Annotated in this window: 15 protein-coding genes and 1 pseudogene; 3 read left to right on the forward strand and 13 right to left on the reverse strand. The window is 40.3% G+C overall.

Annotation, left to right across the window (positions count from 1 at the left end):
• Positions 1-609 precede the first annotated feature (609 nt).
• From KKC46_15670 to KKC46_15705, 8 genes are all read right to left on the reverse strand, one after another.
• Entirely contained in the window at positions 610-2535 is a 1926-nt protein-coding gene (locus KKC46_15670; protein MBU1055241.1) for an ATP-dependent helicase, read from the reverse strand.
• 5 nt (positions 2536-2540) lie between these two features.
• Entirely contained in the window at positions 2541-4268 is a 1728-nt protein-coding gene (locus KKC46_15675; GenBank protein ID MBU1055242.1) for a DUF2813 domain-containing protein, read from the reverse strand.
• A gap of 21 nt (positions 4269-4289) precedes the next feature.
• Entirely contained in the window at positions 4290-4697 is a 408-nt protein-coding gene (locus KKC46_15680) for a hypothetical protein (protein MBU1055243.1), read from the reverse strand.
• 7 nt (positions 4698-4704) lie between these two features.
• Positions 4705-5628 (reverse strand): ParA family protein, encoded by a 924-nt coding sequence (locus KKC46_15685; GenBank protein MBU1055244.1) that lies wholly within the window; start codon positions 5626-5628, stop codon positions 4705-4707.
• Positions 5629-5756: 128 nt separating this feature from the next.
• On the reverse strand, positions 5757-6716 hold the full coding sequence (locus tag KKC46_15690) for a hypothetical protein (GenBank protein MBU1055245.1): 960 nt from the start codon (positions 6714-6716) through the stop codon (positions 5757-5759).
• A gap of 504 nt (positions 6717-7220) precedes the next feature.
• A complete protein-coding gene (locus KKC46_15695; protein ID MBU1055246.1) occupies positions 7221-8285 on the reverse strand; it encodes an MBL fold metallo-hydrolase in 1065 nt (354 codons plus the stop codon).
• Between the two features lie 18 nt (positions 8286-8303).
• Entirely contained in the window at positions 8304-11075 is a 2772-nt protein-coding gene (locus KKC46_15700; GenBank protein MBU1055247.1) for an SAM-dependent methyltransferase, read from the reverse strand.
• A gap of 18 nt (positions 11076-11093) precedes the next feature.
• Positions 11094-11528: a MerR family transcriptional regulator gene (locus KKC46_15705; GenBank protein MBU1055248.1), complete on the reverse strand. Its 435-nt coding sequence runs from the start codon at positions 11526-11528 to the stop codon at positions 11094-11096.
• 831 nt (positions 11529-12359) lie between these two features.
• Here KKC46_15705 and KKC46_15710 point away from each other — a divergent pair.
• The 3 genes and pseudogenes from KKC46_15710 (at position 12360) to KKC46_15720 (ending at position 15012) form a co-directional block, all read left to right on the forward strand.
• On the forward strand, positions 12360-13493 hold the full coding sequence (locus KKC46_15710; protein MBU1055249.1) for a hypothetical protein: 1134 nt from the start codon (positions 12360-12362) through the stop codon (positions 13491-13493).
• A 779-nt stretch (positions 13494-14272) separates the two neighbouring features.
• Positions 14273-14347: pseudogene (locus KKC46_15715) on the forward strand (SEC-C domain-containing protein).
• A gap of 434 nt (positions 14348-14781) precedes the next feature.
• Positions 14782-15012 (forward strand): hypothetical protein, encoded by a 231-nt coding sequence (locus KKC46_15720; GenBank protein ID MBU1055250.1) that lies wholly within the window; start codon positions 14782-14784, stop codon positions 15010-15012.
• A 17-nt stretch (positions 15013-15029) separates the two neighbouring features.
• Here the strand turns inward: KKC46_15720 and KKC46_15725 are convergent, their stop codons facing one another.
• The 5 genes from KKC46_15725 to KKC46_15745 form a co-directional block, all read right to left on the reverse strand.
• Positions 15030-15704: a tyrosine-protein phosphatase gene (locus KKC46_15725; GenBank protein ID MBU1055251.1), complete on the reverse strand. Its 675-nt coding sequence runs from the start codon at positions 15702-15704 to the stop codon at positions 15030-15032.
• Positions 15691-16404 (reverse strand): DNA alkylation repair protein, encoded by a 714-nt coding sequence (locus KKC46_15730; GenBank protein ID MBU1055252.1) that lies wholly within the window; start codon positions 16402-16404, stop codon positions 15691-15693. The genes KKC46_15725 and KKC46_15730 overlap by 14 nt, the downstream gene beginning before the upstream one ends.
• Positions 16401-16547, reverse strand: coding sequence for a hypothetical protein (locus KKC46_15735; GenBank protein ID MBU1055253.1), 147 nt, complete (start codon positions 16545-16547; stop codon positions 16401-16403). Before KKC46_15735 ends, KKC46_15730 begins: the two co-directional genes overlap by 4 nt.
• Positions 16548-16706: 159 nt before the next feature.
• Complete coding sequence (gene rsmA, locus KKC46_15740) at positions 16707-17558, reverse strand: ribosomal RNA small subunit methyltransferase A (protein ID MBU1055254.1); 852 nt, start codon at positions 17556-17558, stop codon at positions 16707-16709.
• The gene (locus tag KKC46_15745; GenBank protein ID MBU1055255.1) at positions 17555-18013 is read right to left on the reverse strand and encodes a DUF2062 domain-containing protein; all 459 of its coding nucleotides are present in this window, start codon (positions 18011-18013) and stop codon (positions 17555-17557) included. The genes rsmA and KKC46_15745 overlap by 4 nt, the downstream gene beginning before the upstream one ends.
• Between the last annotated feature and the right edge of the window lie 252 nt (positions 18014-18265).

Below are 18265 nucleotides of genomic sequence, written 5' to 3' on the forward strand. Positions count from 1 at the left end.
ACCCAAAGGGTTATTGTAAATGATCGTTAGCTCATGATCAGATGATATCGATTACCAACTTCCCAAGGATGGATAATCATGAGTCTGCGATCTAAAAGAGAGCACACGGAAGCAGTCTATTTACGTTGTAAGAATAACAAACGCCAGTAAAAAACTGCAATTTTGGATGCTTGCAGTGCCAGTTAAAGTGGCACGGTAAACATGCCCTCAGGATTCTCAAGGGCTTTAGATGCAGGGCAGTCTGGTATTTAATCCCATTTTACTTTTATCATTATTACTGGAAACAAGCATTCCGTTAACATTCAAATTTCCGATTGCGTTTATCAGTATTCATTTCCGATTGAATTGATGTAGGTTTATAAAAACTGCCACATACTACATTTCAGGAAGGATTACATAAAAAAACAGAATTAATATTTTTCAAGATCGTAAAACCGCCAGAATCGCTGTCTTCACCTACAAAGAAATACTATCGGATTATTTGAAAAATGTTTATTACGGATGGAAAGAAAGTAAAACTGAGCTCACTGGATTTTGCGAAGCGTAGCGGAGTAAAAATCCAGTGCAGCGATTTGTTATACGCTTTTTTCCTGCATAGATCAGGTTTGCTTATAGCTCTATCCCCATTTCGCCAAGGAATCTAGAAGGCTGCTTCGACCATCCAAAAACCTGTGCCGAGAAAGTCAGGGTCAGGCTTTCTTGGGCGCGCGTAATCGCAACGAAGCAGTTCCGACGCTCCTCTTGCATTTCAAGGGATTTGTCGCCTTTCTTGACTGCGGCCCAACTTGGAAGCTGATCCTCTACTAGGCCCATGAGATAGACATGCCCGAATTCCATCCCTTTTGATGCGTGGATAGTGAAACAAGGGATCGCTTCGGGCGGTTTCGGTGGTGTCTTGGAGGTTAGATCGAGTTCATGAAGCAACTGGTGCAAGCTTATATCCTCGCCCTCGAATTTTTTTGTTATTTCGGCCAAAAGCATATTCCAGACCTCTCGTTCCTCCTCGAATTCGTTGAAGGCGTTCTCATCCGGTCGCGATGTTTGCTGGCAGGCTACCGCCCATTTCAAAAGTTTGTCTGCGAAGTCTCTATAATTCAGCGAGTTAAGAAGCGGTTTGATGTCGGTTTCGAGCAGTCGCCGCGTTTCTTTTTCCAAAACCTCGCGGCGCTTCACTTCGTCAAGCCAGGAACGTAGTAAGGCAATTCCGTCCGCAGATGCGCGGGAAAGGACCGGTGCCAGCTCAATGCTGATGCCATCCAGTTCATAAAACGCCTTGGAAAGCCGTGCGAGCGACTGCTTGTCTTCCGTTGAGTTCACCAAACGAAGTATGGCGTGCAGCATCCTCAAGGGAGCGCTTTTGAATTCATTCTTGCGGGCAGCGTAATAAACAGGAATCCCGGCTTCCTCAAGTTTTCGTCCGGCCAAGTCCAGAAGCTTTTTTGTCCGTGCGAGTACTACGCTGTCTTTACACTCTTCGGTGTTCCTTTGTGATATGTCTTGCGCGATCCACCCGGCTTCCTCATCTACCGAGTTGAAACGGAACACCCGCACGATATCGCCGCTTTCACCCTGCTTGACCGCTTTCAAAGGCTTTTTGCCAGCGGATCTGTTGAGATTTTTTTCAATCAGCGCGTTGGCCAATTCGATGACAAGCGGTGGGCAGCGGTAGTTTTCCGGTAGCTGCAACTCAGAGACACCAAAATCATCGCGCAACGCCTGTATTCTTTTGGGGCTAGCGCCATTCCATTGGTAAATAATCTGATCATCATCAGCCACGACAAACAACGTAGACGGGTCGGGCTGCGCTATATGTGAAAGAATCCGATATTGGGAATGGTTGGTGTCTTGAAATTCATCAACAAGTATGTGCTTAAAAACCTTTCGGATATGTTTGACGAGGAATGGGTATTTTCCAAGAAGGTCGAGCGACTCAGCTATCAGACTTGGAAAATCGAGGGAATTAGTCCTTCGCAATGCTTCTCTGTAAGCGGTATAGACCCGAGCCAATGGAATGGCATTATCTACGTTGGCCTGCTGAAGCATTACTTCCGCCTTATCTATTGGAACGCACTGTTCAAGAAGCCGTGTGACTGCGGGCAGGAGCTGACCGGCCTTGAAATGATCAGGGAACGAGTAGGCCAAGTCTTTTTTGAGCTGCCCAAGAACATCATCAAGCAACGCTTCTCGGTCGGCGTCGTTTGATAGAATCTGAAAGTCTGGGCGAAAGTCGAGATGGTTGCCATGCTGCTGGAGCAACTCAGCCGTATAAGAATGGAAGGTTGTGAGGCGCACACGGGCAAATTCTTTTGGTACCAGTTTTTCAACCCTGCCACGCATCTCAGCTGCGGCCTTGTTGGTGAAAGTAAGCGCCAAAATTCGAAAATGCTGACCTGCGGATTCCTCTAGAATTCGAGCGATACGATTAGTCAGAACCCGAGTTTTACCCGAGCCAGGACCGGCCAATACAAGGAGAGGCCCATTGTCCCATAGTACAGCCTCTCGCTGGTTTTCGTTAAGCGTGGACAGATCAATCATTGCTATTAGTCTCCGGCCAGTTGGACGACACGGGAAATGATGTCCTTGATTGTTTGGGGGATAGCTCCGACTCCGCGTTGCTTGACTTCAGTCGCCAATACCTGAGCAAAAGCCGGTTTGCCTCCAGCATTTTTGATGGCCGCCTTTATCATGAGCTTCGTTACTTTTGCGGCATCGCCCCCCGCTTCAGTTGGAATCTGGCCTTTACGGGTTTGTGATACCATGCTTTCGATAAACGCTTGATACCCATTGTGCCAGAATTCATGTTCAATATCGTGATGAGCCAAAGTCCGTGCTCTGTCGGCGAGGCTTTCCCCTGCCGCAAGATGGTTGTTTGCACGGTTAACATAATCAGTTCCAGCCGGGTCTCCGTCCGCCATTAAGAACCACTGAACACCTAGTGCCTTGGCGAATTTGATCAACGGCTCACCTTTTTCAATAGCTTGGCTTATTTCCAAAATGGAGAAGCTGACTTGATCTTGGGAATGTCCCATTATGTCAAACAGTAACGGTAAAAGGTGATAATCCGATTCGCCTTCTACAAGAAGCCAGCAGCGAGAAAACAAATAGTGTCCTTTGGAAAGGCAGATATTGTAGTTAATAGCCTGAAGCTCTCGTTCTGAAAACGTACCGTCCGCAGCACGGCCAATTTTTGTTTCCCCATTATTCTTATGCAGCCTACGTAGCGCGGTAACCGGAACCCTCGATATTAGGTCTCCTGAATGGCTCGTCACGAGAATTTGTCCGGTCATCTCCTTTAAAAATGATCCTAACGACCGAATAGCTGAAGGATGCAGATGAGCTTCAGGTTCTTCCAAAGCCAGCAGAGGGGAAGATTCTGGTGCATAAGCTTCAGCCAGATTGGCGACTGTGAAGGCTTGAAAGAGCATTAATACAGCAAGGCTCTGCGTTCCTTCTCCATGTCGGTGTAAGGGGAGCTTTGCTCCGTAACACGACTTCAAATGAACCTGGATTTTCCCGACCATGTCGAAGACACGGGTTGGGATTGCCTCTAAAACCACAGGATTATCTGAATCCAGTGGGACAAGCAGCTTGGCATCGGCGATTCTGTTTGTGACTTCAGTCAATCCCTCGTTCGCGCCAATTACGGAAGCGTTAACTTCCTGAAGCATTTCCTCTATCCTTTCGCGCTGTTCGTCTGGCAATTGAATGGATTTCAGAAAACCGCTCCAGAATTGACCACGTGGTCCGAACTCCTGGGAGGCATTACGAATTGCGGAAAGAAAAAAGAGTGGCACAAAACGTGAAACCAGATTGAGTGGGGTTGCGTTTTTGAGATGTAGTTCCGCACCATTATTATCTAAGAATGCCCATTTGGTTTCAAACGATCCTGATTCCGCTTCGTAATTCCCATTCGCCTGCAACCTGATATGGTTCAGGCCATTTCCCATATCTAACTGGATCACTTCATCCAGTTGCTGGGAGATTGTATCTGGCCATTCATCTACTTGTTCCTCGGCGAAATGCAAAATGATGGAAATGGGCTCAGCGGTTTGGGGTGTTGCAGTAGAGTCTTTCAGATGAAAATCGTATTCTGTGAAACGGCCATCATGGCGTACGCCGAAACCGCGCGTCAGCACAAGCCTCAATGCCTCCAGCACCGTTGATTTACCGGTGTTGTTTTCCCCGATGAGCACCGTCAGGTTGTCAAGTGGCAGATGTAGCGAGCGGATGCCACGGAAGTTTTGTATTTTGATCTCAATTAGTTTCATAAACTCAGTTCCAAATAAGACTTACTGTTCCTCTCCTATTGATTTATTTTGTATTGCAGCAGAGCGAAGTTTGAAGCCGATAGTTGATTCTATAATTTTTTCCTTTAGTTGATCAATTTTATCTGATTTTTGGACATGGATATCAACGATTTTTGATAGTGCTGTCAGTTCTTTTTTTGTTTTACAATGCTGGTTTAGATATTCTAAACCTTTTTCGCGGCTTTGAAATGAATTTAGATCTGATTTTACTTTTAAATAATCAATATCGGAGGGTATAGATTTTTCAGAAGTTGATTTATTTTTAATAATATCAACTTTTATTGTAGCTTTACCGGACGATATATCAGCAAGTTCTACTTCGCTAAATTTTTCCAATTCTTTAGCGAGGATATCAAATATCTTGCTAATAGTGTTTTTACTCTTTTTCATAAAAACCTCATATTCCCGATTTATCAATAAATTCTGTAACAAATTTTTCAATTTCTTTAACCACATCAGCATAAGTTCCAGCAGAATAGTTATTAAGAACAACAGGAACCCCATACTGTGGCGCATCCGAAAAAATTGTTTTATTTTCTCTAATATACTCATCAAACACTGGTATGCCCAACTTTTTTGTCTGACTAATATATGGACGAAGGGCAGAAATTGGTTTGCCATTATTTATTTGAATCATTGTAAAAACAACTCCTAGTATTTCAGGATCAATTTTTTCATCTGGTTCATCATCTGCTATATCCACATATTCGTTGAAATCAGATACTAACTGATCTAAACTACGCTTCAAATAATCTATTCCTAATGTAGAAAGATAGTCTGGCTTGGCGGGTATTAAAATATTATCACTTGCTACAATTGCTGTCTTTGTCACAACATTAAAATTAGGGGGACAATCTATTAGTATGAGATCATATTTTTCATCATCTATCTGCCGAATACCATTTGTTAATCTTTTATGGACCCTCAAAAAATTTTTTTTACTTTGTTTTAGGCTTGCCCCACCTAATTCAGTTGCTAATTCCAAATCAACATTAATCAAACCCAGATGTGATGGAATTAAATCAAGTTTTCCTTTGCCACTCAATTTTGTGGATACATTTTTCGGTGAAAAAATTAGGTCGGTCAAATTCGAAGGAGAACCGTCTGAAAAAGAATCAAACCAATATTTAATTGTTTTTAAGGTTGAAAAATGTTTCTTCCATTCTTCAGGTTTTATGAATGAAAAGGTTAAGCTCGCTTGAGGATCAAGGTCAATCATAAGGACATTGTATCCCCTCCACGAAAGTTCCGCAGATAGATTTGCTGTTGTGGTAGTTTTGCCAACACCGCCTTTGTAATTTATGACTGACACAACATACATTGTATTGATCCTCCTTTTAATAGGTTTTTTTGAAAAGTCTAACCCGGCTCACCGGCTGCCAAGGCCAAGTTGTGGGCTGCCAAGTTTGCACGGAGATACGGCCTTGGCAGTCCGTATGCAGTCGATGTTTATGCAATATCGTTCTCCTGTTTAGCTAAGTGAGGTAGGGTTGCTCTAATGGTTGCTTTTAAATCTTGTCCAGCTTTCGGTAAGTTGTCTTTATCCCACATGATAGTAAGATGGTGATTGGTGTCAAAATGGGTTTTGGTAGTATCAAATTTGTCTTTTTCACAGATATAAATTACTGGTTTGCCTAGCCCTTCTGCATATCCAGCTTCCCAGTAAGCCCCAGGATTGTCGTGAGTTAAGTCTGCTACTAGAAAATCCGATGATTGAATCTCAACCCTTAACCTATCGTCGATAAGACCAGCTTTCGGTGTGTCATCAAGTCGAAGAAGTTCGAAACCAGCCTGTTTGGCACATGGTTTCAGAATTTCGGCCAAGAGTTGATCAAGAAGTGGATCGCCAAACTTCATGGCTATGAACCCCTTTTTATAGGTTGCTCCACCACGGCACAACTCTTCGTAATAATTCCAGCCATCAAAAGAGAGGGTAATATCCGCTGTAATTGGTTCGCTCATGGCGTCATCGTTCAGATATCCATTAACAAGATCAGCCTTAAACAGGTGTTTAAGGACAAGCCCGAATCCTTCATCGGTCTTGGCACCTATTATTGAACGATGGGTTGCCGGTGTGATTAATACTGTTTCACCTGGCCCTTCGATATTCTCAGCAAGCCAACGTATGAAAAGATCGGCCTGTTCCCTTGGCGTTGGCAATGGACGTTTAAGAATCTCATCCACGGTATGGGGGTTAATTTCTGGAACCACGTTGTTCTGCTGCATGGTCCTGATTGCATGGCTGATCTTGTTGCTTCCGTCCTTGTTATTTATCAGTGTCTTTGGAAGAAAAGTGACAAGAATAGATGAAAGAATGAATTCGCCGCATAATGTACAACGGAATTGCCTTGAATTCATACTCGCAACATCTTCTATCGCAGAACCACAGACTGGGCAAAGTTTTGACATGATTCTTTTCTCCTATGTGCAGAATGCGGCGTTGACCCAGGCCATTGGCACCGTCTGGGGTCAACGCCGCCAACAAGTTATTGAATAGTTTCTGTTTAGTAACGGAAATTCAGAATATTAAATATCCAAATATAAGTTATTAAGATATATATGATATAACTGTATATCAAACTTGTTCAATATTCATTTTATGGTCTTAGAAGGAAACTGTTCAATAATGGTAGTTTCTTTTTTAAGGTTAACTTCGAGTTTTATTTATCATGATTTCCGTTTGAAATCTACAAGTTTAATGAGAATGTGCAATCTATTGCTTTCAGGAAGGAAGAAATTCACAAAATAAAAAGCACACCAAGATCAAAGCAACTCCCTCATACATTCTTCTTATCAAAGGTTTGGGTGAAGCTGGATTATGTAAAAAATATCTAAATAAATGAACTGCTGGAATCAGGTTCTTTGGCAAGCGTATCATAATTTGTGTTCTTCTTCAGGAAAAACGCTGTACAATCAGCAGCACTTTGGAGTGTGGAAATATGATTTGATTATTTGATCTTTATGAAATTCAATGTTCGGCTGAAGAATTTTAAGCGAGTCTCCAAGTTCTATAATAATGGTTCCAGCACATGGACACCCTTTTTGCTCGACAAAAAACGCGTCCGTTTCACTACAGTATTGTTTAAACCGCTTGATCAAGTTTTTTTGTTTTAAATCAATTTCCCCTATGCATTGGCTTGTAGCCTGAGTACATAGAACACGGATGTCAGGATGATTATTTAGTGTTTTAAAGACATGCGGGTTTGGATGATTGTATCTATCCCCATCGGTCCCGACTGAAACAACAACCACAGACGGAGATATTGTATTCAATAAATCTTCTGGGTTACTGTCTTTCCATGCGCCATGGTGTGGGAACTTCAATACATCGCCGGATATTTCGGTTTTGTTTTTCCTCAAGCAATTCCAACCAGCGGGTTCTAAATCACCGGTTAGAATTGCACTCGTTCCATTTCCATTTATTTTCAGAACAGCGGAAATATCATTCAGACTTTTTCCTATGAGCCCATCAATATCCACTTCCCAAGGGTGAACCAGTTCGATAATTCCAGGAAGCGGGAGACTACTTATATCCACCTGTTTCGTCAGCCTTTTGAAACGATCGCGATGCGACTGAGCCCATTTGAGGATTTCTATGCGAATATCCTTGAATCGCCGTTTTCTGGAAGTTTCGTCTGGAGAAATATCAGAATGGCCATCTCCATCATTTTGAAGTCGTTGCCAGATTTTTTCATTAACATATGGATGGCAGAAAAACACGCGCTCACAAATCAAATTAAGCTGACTTTTGGCATTGGCAATAAAACCCATCATTCCTTTGCAATGATCAAGGTGCAAATGAGTTAGGATCAATCCTCGTACATGACGAATATCATATTTTTCAAGATAGCTTATAACCGCTTCGGCATCGATACAATCGATAATTACTGCTTCATGTGTTTCAGGAACGGATACGACAATCGTATCTCCTTGTCCGACATCAATAAAAGCGACTCTTACCGTTGTTTTTTTTATCATAAGATTTGGGATTTCTCGTTACGAAAGGACTTTTTCCAATTTCCGGAATATCTCTTCTTCACTTAAATATGTATAATCCTGAGGACTGAATTTTTCCAAATAAGCATTCCCAAGACTACGTTTTCTCAGACTTTCCCGCGGAATGTTTGTCCGGAATGCAGTTTCCGGCCGCAACAGCCATCCCGGCATAGATGGCGAAATCGGTACGGTTTGCAATTCATCAAAATCACTTATCCAGAGAGTTATTGTACCGTTATCGATATCGATACTGTCTACCACACCGGTCGTTTTCCAGTTAGCATCCACATCTGGTAATTTATCTATAGTAATCTTTGGCTTTGTGTCCCATTCATATATGGATGTTACCCGCTCATATTCTTCATCGCTGAGTCTGTATGCATCCTTTAATACGTTATCTATTTTTGAATATGCATCATCGGATGGTTTCCCATTTTTAACTATGGACTCTTCTATTTCAAGTACCGCCTTATTTAAAATCTCACAATCTTTCTTGCTCAGGGTCGGAAAAGGTATACTTTGCACAGCGCGCATCGGTATTTTAGGATGTTTAAGATGTTCAACGATCCAGGCATTACTGATCTTCCAATTCATTACCGCGGCAACAACCTCATGAGTAATATGTCTCTTTTCCATCTCTGATTTTGGTGCAATAACTATAAAACTGTCCGATACATAATATCCCCTTCTCTCAATTGCTACTTTCACACGTTTGCCCCAGCTTGGATCAGTATTAGAAGATAGCAATATTTTTTTTCCTTTAAGAAGATGTTCTTTATCTCTTTTTGGATTTTTATTTTTACGCGGTTTTTCCAAATCATTTGGATAAACTATGGTAACTTCTGAATCATAAACAAGGTTAAAAGAATCTTTTATTACATTTTTTGCACCCGTAAGCCAATTCACTTCCTCTGGATACGGATAGTCTCGCCAACTTTTATTTTTCGGGTTTTTACCGACTATTGCGCCAGAAATGATTTCAGCAATGTTTTCGAACTTTGTGCAACATGATTCTATTCTATCCCAAGATGATTCCAGCAGAATAAATTTAAAATCCATTATATGTGTATTCACGGAGTCTGATGACTTACTGGAATTCTCATCCCAACGAGCCTGGTCGGAAAAGTATGTCGATCTTGTAAAAGTTCCAGATTCTTCAAACCTTCCTATCGTGTTTTTTTGCAGTGTTCGGGTTCTAACGGGGAAAACACTTTGAGACGAACGCTCTTTCTTTCGAGCAAAAAGGACAGCTGTTCTGACTGTTGCATCAGGAAAAAGCCCATCGGGCAGTTCCCATATCTCCTGTACGTCACAGTTGTGCAAAAGCATTTTGCGAAGATTTGGGGACGCCTCTGAAATAGTAAAGGATTGAGGCATGATCATGGCCATATATCCGCCAGGTGTAAGGTATTTGATTGCACATTCCATGAATTTGTCTGCCTTTTGATGTCTGTGCGTCTCTCCTTTAATTGTTTTTCGATCTCCGGCGAAAGGTGGATTCCCAACTATGATACCAGGACCTGTTTGACCATATTTCTTTGCCATCCATTCTTCCGAATCGTGGCTCTCTATATCCCAACTGTCTTCGGATGTTGAAATGAGTAATCCCAAACCGGACAAACGTGCCGTAAAATTATCCATGTCATTTCCGGTTATTAATTCTCGGAGTGATTTCTCTCTCATATCGATCATACGCGACATCCGTTCGAATCCGGCGATGAGGAAACTACCCCAACCACAGGTCATATCCGCCACTACCCTTTTTTCGGGAGGTAAAAATTCCACAGGGATGGTTTTCCAGATACGGCGGGTAAGGTAAAGCGGGGTGTCATAGCGGCCTAATGCTTTTCTGTCTTCTTTGTCAGGATAAGCCTCTCTGTAGAGACTTGTAAGCATTTCCGGTGAAAAACCTGAGTAACACAATTCCGTTAAATTATGATAAGTCAAATCGGCCGCTTTTTCCCATTGACTGAGGAGCTGTGTATTGAAATAGTTTGGAAATTTGCGCCTTGCTGCAGCTATAAGTTCTTCAATCCCTGGTTTATTGTTCTGAATATCCCGTCCCAGCGTTCCGTTATCCGCTAGTATTACAGCGCCTAAAAGCTGTATGGCAATATCTGTTACATCTTTATTGGGTATGGGTCTTCCGCTTTTTGAATCCCGATACCTTGCCAGATTGTTTACCGCGTGCCCAAAATGTTTCACTAATGATTCGCCGGTTACATCGATAGCCCAAAGTGATAGCTGAAAATGACCGAATTCTTTGAAACGTGAATGGGTAAATTCCTCTATCCCCTGTTTAACATTGATAATATGGCTGCGGTTTAAATCCTCTGAATATTGACGCAGAGCACTGGATAGATTGCCATAGCTGACATCGGATTCGATTTTTATGGACTCTAATTTTCCTGCTTTTCTATCGTTGACATTGGTAAACCAAAACGAAAAATTCTTTTTCTTGTCCTTATGAATGAAATGAAAGGGTGCGGCGGAACGAGCAAGAATCGTAACGAGCTTGCGCTCATCTCTTTCATCCGTGGTATTGAAAACAGAAAAACCAGTATAATCAGGTGTTCGGTGTGTTTCGTGGGTAAAGGCAATTGCGTTTGCTTTAAATTCCCGTTTATCGATGCCAAGAAATGGATATTCTTCCTTGATCATCGTTCCAGGTGTAAAATCGTATTCTTTTAGAACACCGAAAACCGCATTGCGGGCATTTTGACTTAGCGGCCTATATGGGAATTCCTGTGTATGAACGTCAGATAATGACATTTCTGATTCCTTATGAATTCAAGCTTCAACGGTTTTATGAATTTCTTTTTCAAGCCCGCCAATATTTTCTTTCTTTAAATAATCGCATTCCGTTTTTTGCAGCTTGATCATTTCCGATTCGATTTTGCCGGTATCAAATGTAAAGTACTGCTGTCTTGTAATTGCACTGTAATAATTACCTTTTTCAACAACGATCATATCGATACCGTCCGTATGAATCATCAATCGGGTCATGTGATCTTCAGTATTTGGTAGTATACTAGATAAATTATCAATACCCTTTCTTACTTTCTGAAGACTCAATCCATTCCGCCTCAACTGGACTAAAACCCGTAATTTAACGATATCTCTAAACGAATAATAATGGGTTTTTCCAATACGTATAGGTGTGATAACATGTAGCTTGACCCAATATTTAAATTGGTTTTCCGTAGCCCCAGTCAGCTTACGCACAAATTTTGTTGAGTAGTTATAGTTCATAAATCGGTTGAAAAAATCTCTATTAAGGCTTTTTTTAAACCAATATAACACAAAGAAGCACTCGTCAATAAAAATAATGCAGCATTCTTATACCAAAAACAATTCACCAATCCACTGGTCCGTCTTGGAAATAATCCCCATTGGATGGTCAGCCTGAAAGAACATTACCTGCCATAAACATAGAATGCAGAGACCATGGTTTAAATTTAAAATTAAATGATCATATATAAAACTTGCCAAAGAAACTGATTTTCAAAGATATCTTTCGATAACCACAGAATATCCTTCTTCTCAAAAACCTTTGATAAGTCTGTAATATTGGATTTCTTAAAATAATTCACTGGTACATAAGATGTGCGGCGGGCTTACGCTGCCTTTTTCTTTATTGGAATAGTACTTGTGAAGATGCTGAAAAATTTAATTTAGAGACATTGAATTAAATTCTATATTGCAAAAACACGTCTTGGCTTATCAAGTCTTGTAATCCCCTCTTCTTTATGCGCCGGGATATCCGCAGTCGTAATTGCAAAAGACCGCTCGGTATATCCTACGCCAGCAGTTTCCAAAGCCTCGGCAGGAGCACTTTAACACATACATGTTTCCATGGTTACAAAGATGGTGCTATCAATGAACTAAACTAAAAGATCAAGATAGTTCTCTGAATGCTTCTGCTGCCGGAGCTGTGGCAAAAACTCAACAAGGAACATGCTACTGATGAAACCGTAGCATGTTCAAAAGTTCTCAATCAGGGTTTTCAATTGACGATGACATTGTCAATATGCTAATTTTCAATCCGGGTTAAAAATGATAAAGACTAAGGATATAAAAGCCGTTGAATTAGGGCCACGGCAATTGATGTTCGGTTTTGAAGATCATACAGAGGGCCGTCAGGATCTTATTGTTGAAGGCATTAAAACAATGCTGGAAGCCCAGGGTCAGCTTTCCATTGAGCACTTTGTGGAACATATGGAACAGGCAGGATGGACTTGCTCAGACATATTGCAGCATGTTTTCTGGGCTGCTCTTGAACTGAAAATTCATTTCCTATGGAACAACCGCATGCTGTCTCCATTTGAGGCAAAACTTCATCTTCTGCAATCACCTAAAAATGCTGTGGAGCTGATCACAAACAAAAAAGTCAGACCCTCCGTATTCCAAGAAGCAGCTTCAATTTATCGGACAATTTCGAACGATGATAATCAGGAATACGGAAATGATCAATACCAATTGGCCTTGTCTTTGTTTTCGGTTTTGCATCATTGGGAAAAACTGTTGATCTTTTTTGCTGGAAAAGCTCAAAAACCTTTTTACCCCGGCAAGGAGCTTGTCAGTAAACATCAACAGTCATTAAACCTGTTGTTGTCTAAAAAAGATTCATATTCCCTGCTTTCCAATTGCTGTAACCACTCGGACACCCTTTTTGAAATAGCCCAGGATATAAAAATGCTGTCTGTTTTTTATTCAGAACATGTTTTTTTCTGGGAAAATTTGATACAATCAATGGGTGACTTTGATGAAAGTCTTGCCGAGATTCGAAATTTCCCGGAAATATTGCATGCACATGAACAATTAAACCAGATCCTGACCTCCGCTTTCCCATATGACAGAATTAATAAAGCAAAGTTGCTACTGTCAAAGGTCCGGGAGCTGAATGACCGTATCCTTAAAGAAAAGATTAATAATTTCCGCAGGACAGCATCATACAGAATCAATACAATGATTGACCACTTGTCAGGACTGCTTGAACAGCTAAACACGAAACCGGATAAACGGAACCGGATATTGTATCCTCTGCATATGCAGAAAAAACGACTGGGGGTAATGAACAGCATGCAAGAGATAGATGACCTGTTAAACCAGACCCTGGAGCAGGCGGATGATTTCATCACTGAACTGGAAAATGACTGCTATACAGAAATAAATATAAGGAAACAATAATGGTATTTGCAAAAGATAACTCTTTAAGAGAAATAAGAGCCACCATCATAAGAGATAACTGTTCCGAAACCTACATGTGTGATTTTTTTTCATGTGACAACCCTGTGTGTACCTGCGGTTCTGTTCAAGTTGCCCTTACGCCGATAGCTGACACAGTAAAAAAGTCCGTCCCCTCCCGTTATATAGATATTGATCTGCCTGAAAAGAAACTTCAGAAAGATGCGAAAAGCAAAACCCACGAAAGAGACCTGGCATTTGCCAATATTTTCTTTTCACAGCTTGAGACTGTGGATTTTAATATACTGGCTGAACAACATTTTGTTTACAAAAATCGAATTACCGAAAATGCAGATATCAACGCCATAGATGCGTACTTTGATTATCCGGGAGTGGAAATGGAAGGGCTGATGTACGCATATAATGATATTCTTCCTTATGCAGACCAGATGTTGGTTCATATCGACGGAATGGAGTGTCTGATTTTCGATCAGTTTTGTCTTTTACCTGACTGTACCTGTACGGATACTTTTCTTGATCTTAAATATATAAATAAAGAACACAGTAGATTGGAAGATTTTTGCACGCTGAAAGTTATCTACGCAAAAAAAGAATGGGAATTCGAAGAAAGATCGTCCGACACTCTCCCATTGAAAAAAATCAGATCCCTCATTGAGCAACAGAACCCGGATTTATATTCAAGCCTATCCGCACGCCATAAAAAACTAAAAGCTATTTATTGGAACTGCAGGGCAAAAAACTTTACTCCTGCCCGGCAGCCAAAGAGTGAAAAAGTCGGCAGAAACGAACTTTGTCCCTGCGGAAGCGGGAAAAAATACAAGAAATGCTGTATGTAAGGTTCCAACATAAAAAGATCACATGGGGGTCAAGCCGGCTTTTGGCTCTTATGTGCCATATTAATAAGTTCATCTATACATACATTTTTTGAAATTTATGGACTGGCGTTATTCAAAACGGAACTAAATTTGTTATCAAACCTTTTGATTTTTATAATTCATTACCATGATTTGTGTTAGAAATCTACTATTTCAATGAAAATATTAGATCCATTTCTCCCAGGAAGTTGTCATTACCATACTTGGAAAGAAGCTTTTCGAGACATTACATAATATATGGAGATTTATATAACCGTTAATTATTTTATTATAACTTCGGAACACCAGCTCCAATGCGATTGTCTGTATACTAATTCATCAAATCTTGACCGATTCTGTTGGAAATGATATGAGTCCGGTGTTTTTATAAATATATTTAAGGAAATCATAAAACCATGACGGAAAAAAATACCATCAATATCAATGCAAACATTGAGCTTTCTATAAGTTCTCTTGAAACCATCGTTGATACGGCGAAAAAGATCATCGGACGAAATGAAAAAGGATACTATCGGATTGAAACAGCCGATGTGGTCAGCCAAATAATATCCCGCTTTTTAGATGAAAATAATTTTGAATCGTATATAAAAGACTTATCCAACTACGATTTGCCATCCATGAAATAATGAAATGAAAATATATCTCATGAATCTTGATGATTCGTGCTATGTTTAATTCCAGCCTCTTTTTTGATGGATTCAATATCGAGTTTTTGAATCCATTCGGGAAGATTACTAAACACTGTATGGAAGTTAAAACCCCCTTTTGTCATTTCAGAAATAGCCTCATCCTTAGTCCAGCACTGGATTGCAATTCTATATATAGCACTCATGGTTCCTGTACGATCTGCGCCGTGCAGGCAATGTACCAGTACAGGGGTATTCTTAGGGTTTGTGACGATCTGTAAAAAACGGACGATTTCTTTTTTTTCCGGATGCCAGGCTTGCATATAGATGTGCTCATATTTTAACCCCGTTTTTCCGATTTTGTCCCTATCCGAATGGAAGGAGCGGAGATTCACGACTGTTTTAATTCCCATTTTGTTTAAATTCTTCATGCCTTGGGCTGTGGGCTGGGCGCTCCTGTATAAATTATTGCTTACTTTGTGAAGATTTGGGACACCTTCTATCACAAGAGGCTGAGCCCAGGTTTCAGGACGTTTAAAGGCGGATTCATTTGCAAATGCAACATTGGATAGTAGAAAAAGGATAGCTATGGATATGATCAGTTTCATAACAAAAGAAGAGCGCTGATGATGCAGAGATGGCTTTATTCCGACTTTCGTATCGATTTTGCCGGAAAATTTATCTGGTTCCATGTAAATATCCTATCCTTTCGGGTTCAGGTAATTTCTCAATAGCATAGCGTAACATGGTGCGCGGCATTTTATTATAGTATTTATCCAAAAATCTTTCTTCGCTGTCTTTATTTCGTTTGCCGACTTCACGCAACATCCATCCTACGGCCTTGTGAATCAAATCTTCCCGGTCATTTAATAATATTTCTGCAATTGCCAAAGTATCGAAGAAGTCATTTCTTTTGATGAAATGAAAAGTGGATATAATGCTGATTCTTCGTTCCCAGAGATCCTTGGAACGCACGAGTCTGTAAATAGGCTTTCTTTCTCTAATGAATAAATGAGCGCCTACAATATGCTCTGCCGTAGAGTCAACAAGATCCCAGCTGTTTATGAATTTTGTGTGATTCAGGTAAGAATGATATATTAACACTTTTTCAGAACTATTATTTTCGGAAGAATATTTTGCGACCAGTATCAATAATGCAAGCAGTCTGGCTTCATGGAAAGGAGATTTTAAAATATCGAGGGTATCATCCAAAGATATATCCCGGTATTCTCTTACGCATTTTCTTATAGCCGGAACACGAATCCCCAAAAACTTGTCTCCTTCCCCATATTCTCCCTTGCCGGTTTTAAAAAATCGTTGCGAATGAGCTGCGATATCGCTATTGCTCAGCTCCTCTAACCTGCCCATAATTTGCTTAGTATGATTGATCATAACGGCTTATTGCATGGCTCCTTTTTCAGCAATGTTTCCACGGCATCGGCGCTGCCATTCGAGAATGCGAATATTCTGAACCCGGATTTCTTTGCGCGGGTCAATCCTTCTTCTACATCATCAAACGCGAGAGTGATCGCCATATGCTTCTCATTTATAAAAACCCGAAAAAACTTGTTTAAATTATACAAAAAAATCAATTGGTTGTCAACCGGTTTTTCCTGGTTGAACCGAATAAGACTTAAGGGAAGGGTTGTGGTTGTGTTTTTTTTAAAATTTTTATAGCACGTTTTGTGAGACCATCATCTGATAAAGCCTTGGTAAATGGCATTTCCAAGTTTTACAAACTCTTCTATTGTCAGGGTTTCCGCGCGTCTTATAGGATCTATTCCTACACTGTTTAATGCTGATTCTGCGGTTTGTGCATTAATTTTAAGTTCACTTGACGAAAGTGAATTTTTAAGGGTTTTGCGTCTTTTCCCGAAGGCAGCTTTGATAACATTAAAAAAGAATTGTTCGTCATCTACCAAAAATTCCGGATGTTCCCTGAATCTGATCTCAAGCATCTGGGAGTCTATTTTTGGCTTTGGGAAAAAAAGAGAGGCTTTTATATCAGCGATTACAGATGAATCCGCACAATATTTCAGCATAACCGAAATTCTTCCGTAATCTTTATTGCCGGGTTTCCCGCAGATTCTTCCGGCAAGTTCTTTCTGGAACATCAATATGGCACGACTTATACTGCTTCGTTCTTTTATAAGTTTTATAAGTATTTGGGAAGAGATATTGTATGGGAGATTTCCTATTACAATAATTTTCTTATCATGTCTTGCTGCAAGTCCATGTATATCAAGTTTAAGTATATTTTCATTTAATATTTCAACATTATCAACAGATTTTGATAGAAGTTCATTTTCTAAGAGCGGGATCAGGCCATTGTCTTTTTCAACTGAATATACCTTTGCAGCAGAGGCTGCCAGAGGCAACGTGAGAGCTCCGAGACCAGCTCCTATTTCAAGAATGATATCTTCGGGTAATATTTTTGAGCGTAGAACTATCATTTCTGCTGTTGATGGATCGGAAAGAAAATTTTGCCCGAATTGTTTTTTGGGAGAAAGGTTCCATGCAGAAAGTAATGATCTTGGAGAAGTCATGAAATGTTTTCTTTCAGTTTTTTAGCGGAGTGCACTTTTTTTGTTATATGGCTGGTAATAAAATATGCTGCTATAGCAGGCGGTATTCCTATCAGCACTCCTCCGGTCATGAGGGCAATAGTTGCATCAGACCCTAATTCCAGCAGTTCGGTAAATGTTGTATATTTTATGTCAAAAGGAAAAGATGTTCCATAAATAATCTGTCCGGTCTTATAGCTTGTAAAATAAAAAAAAGGCATTGTAAGAGGATTCCCTAACCAGACTCCAAGCGCTGCGGCTGCCTTGCTTGCGCGCATTATATATGCAAGCATTATCGCAAGAGCGGTATGAAACGGAAAAGTCGGAGTAATGCCGATAAATACCCCGATAGACATTCCCATAGCAATATAGTGCGGATCACCATCGAGATTTTTTATTTTTTCAACAAACTCGGAAATTTTTTTCTTAATTGTCATCTATATTTATGCAAAGCGTACATTGAAAACCTTTTTGTTATATCTTTTCTAAAGAAGGCTTATATCAAACCTGCATCATTTACAATAATATTTGTTGTGTTTTCTGAAATCCTCATTGAGAGATTAGAAGGTTATTTATAGTTAGAAATATCTATTATAGGTTGATTAAGTATTGACAAAATTAATCTGTATATGAAATAGGGCAAAAGGTTACGAAATATAACATATGACATCAATGTCATAATATTGAAA

The organism is Pseudomonadota bacterium (assembly GCA_018817425.1).
Taxonomy (GTDB): Bacteria; Desulfobacterota; Desulfobacteria; order Desulfobacterales; family RPRI01; genus RPRI01.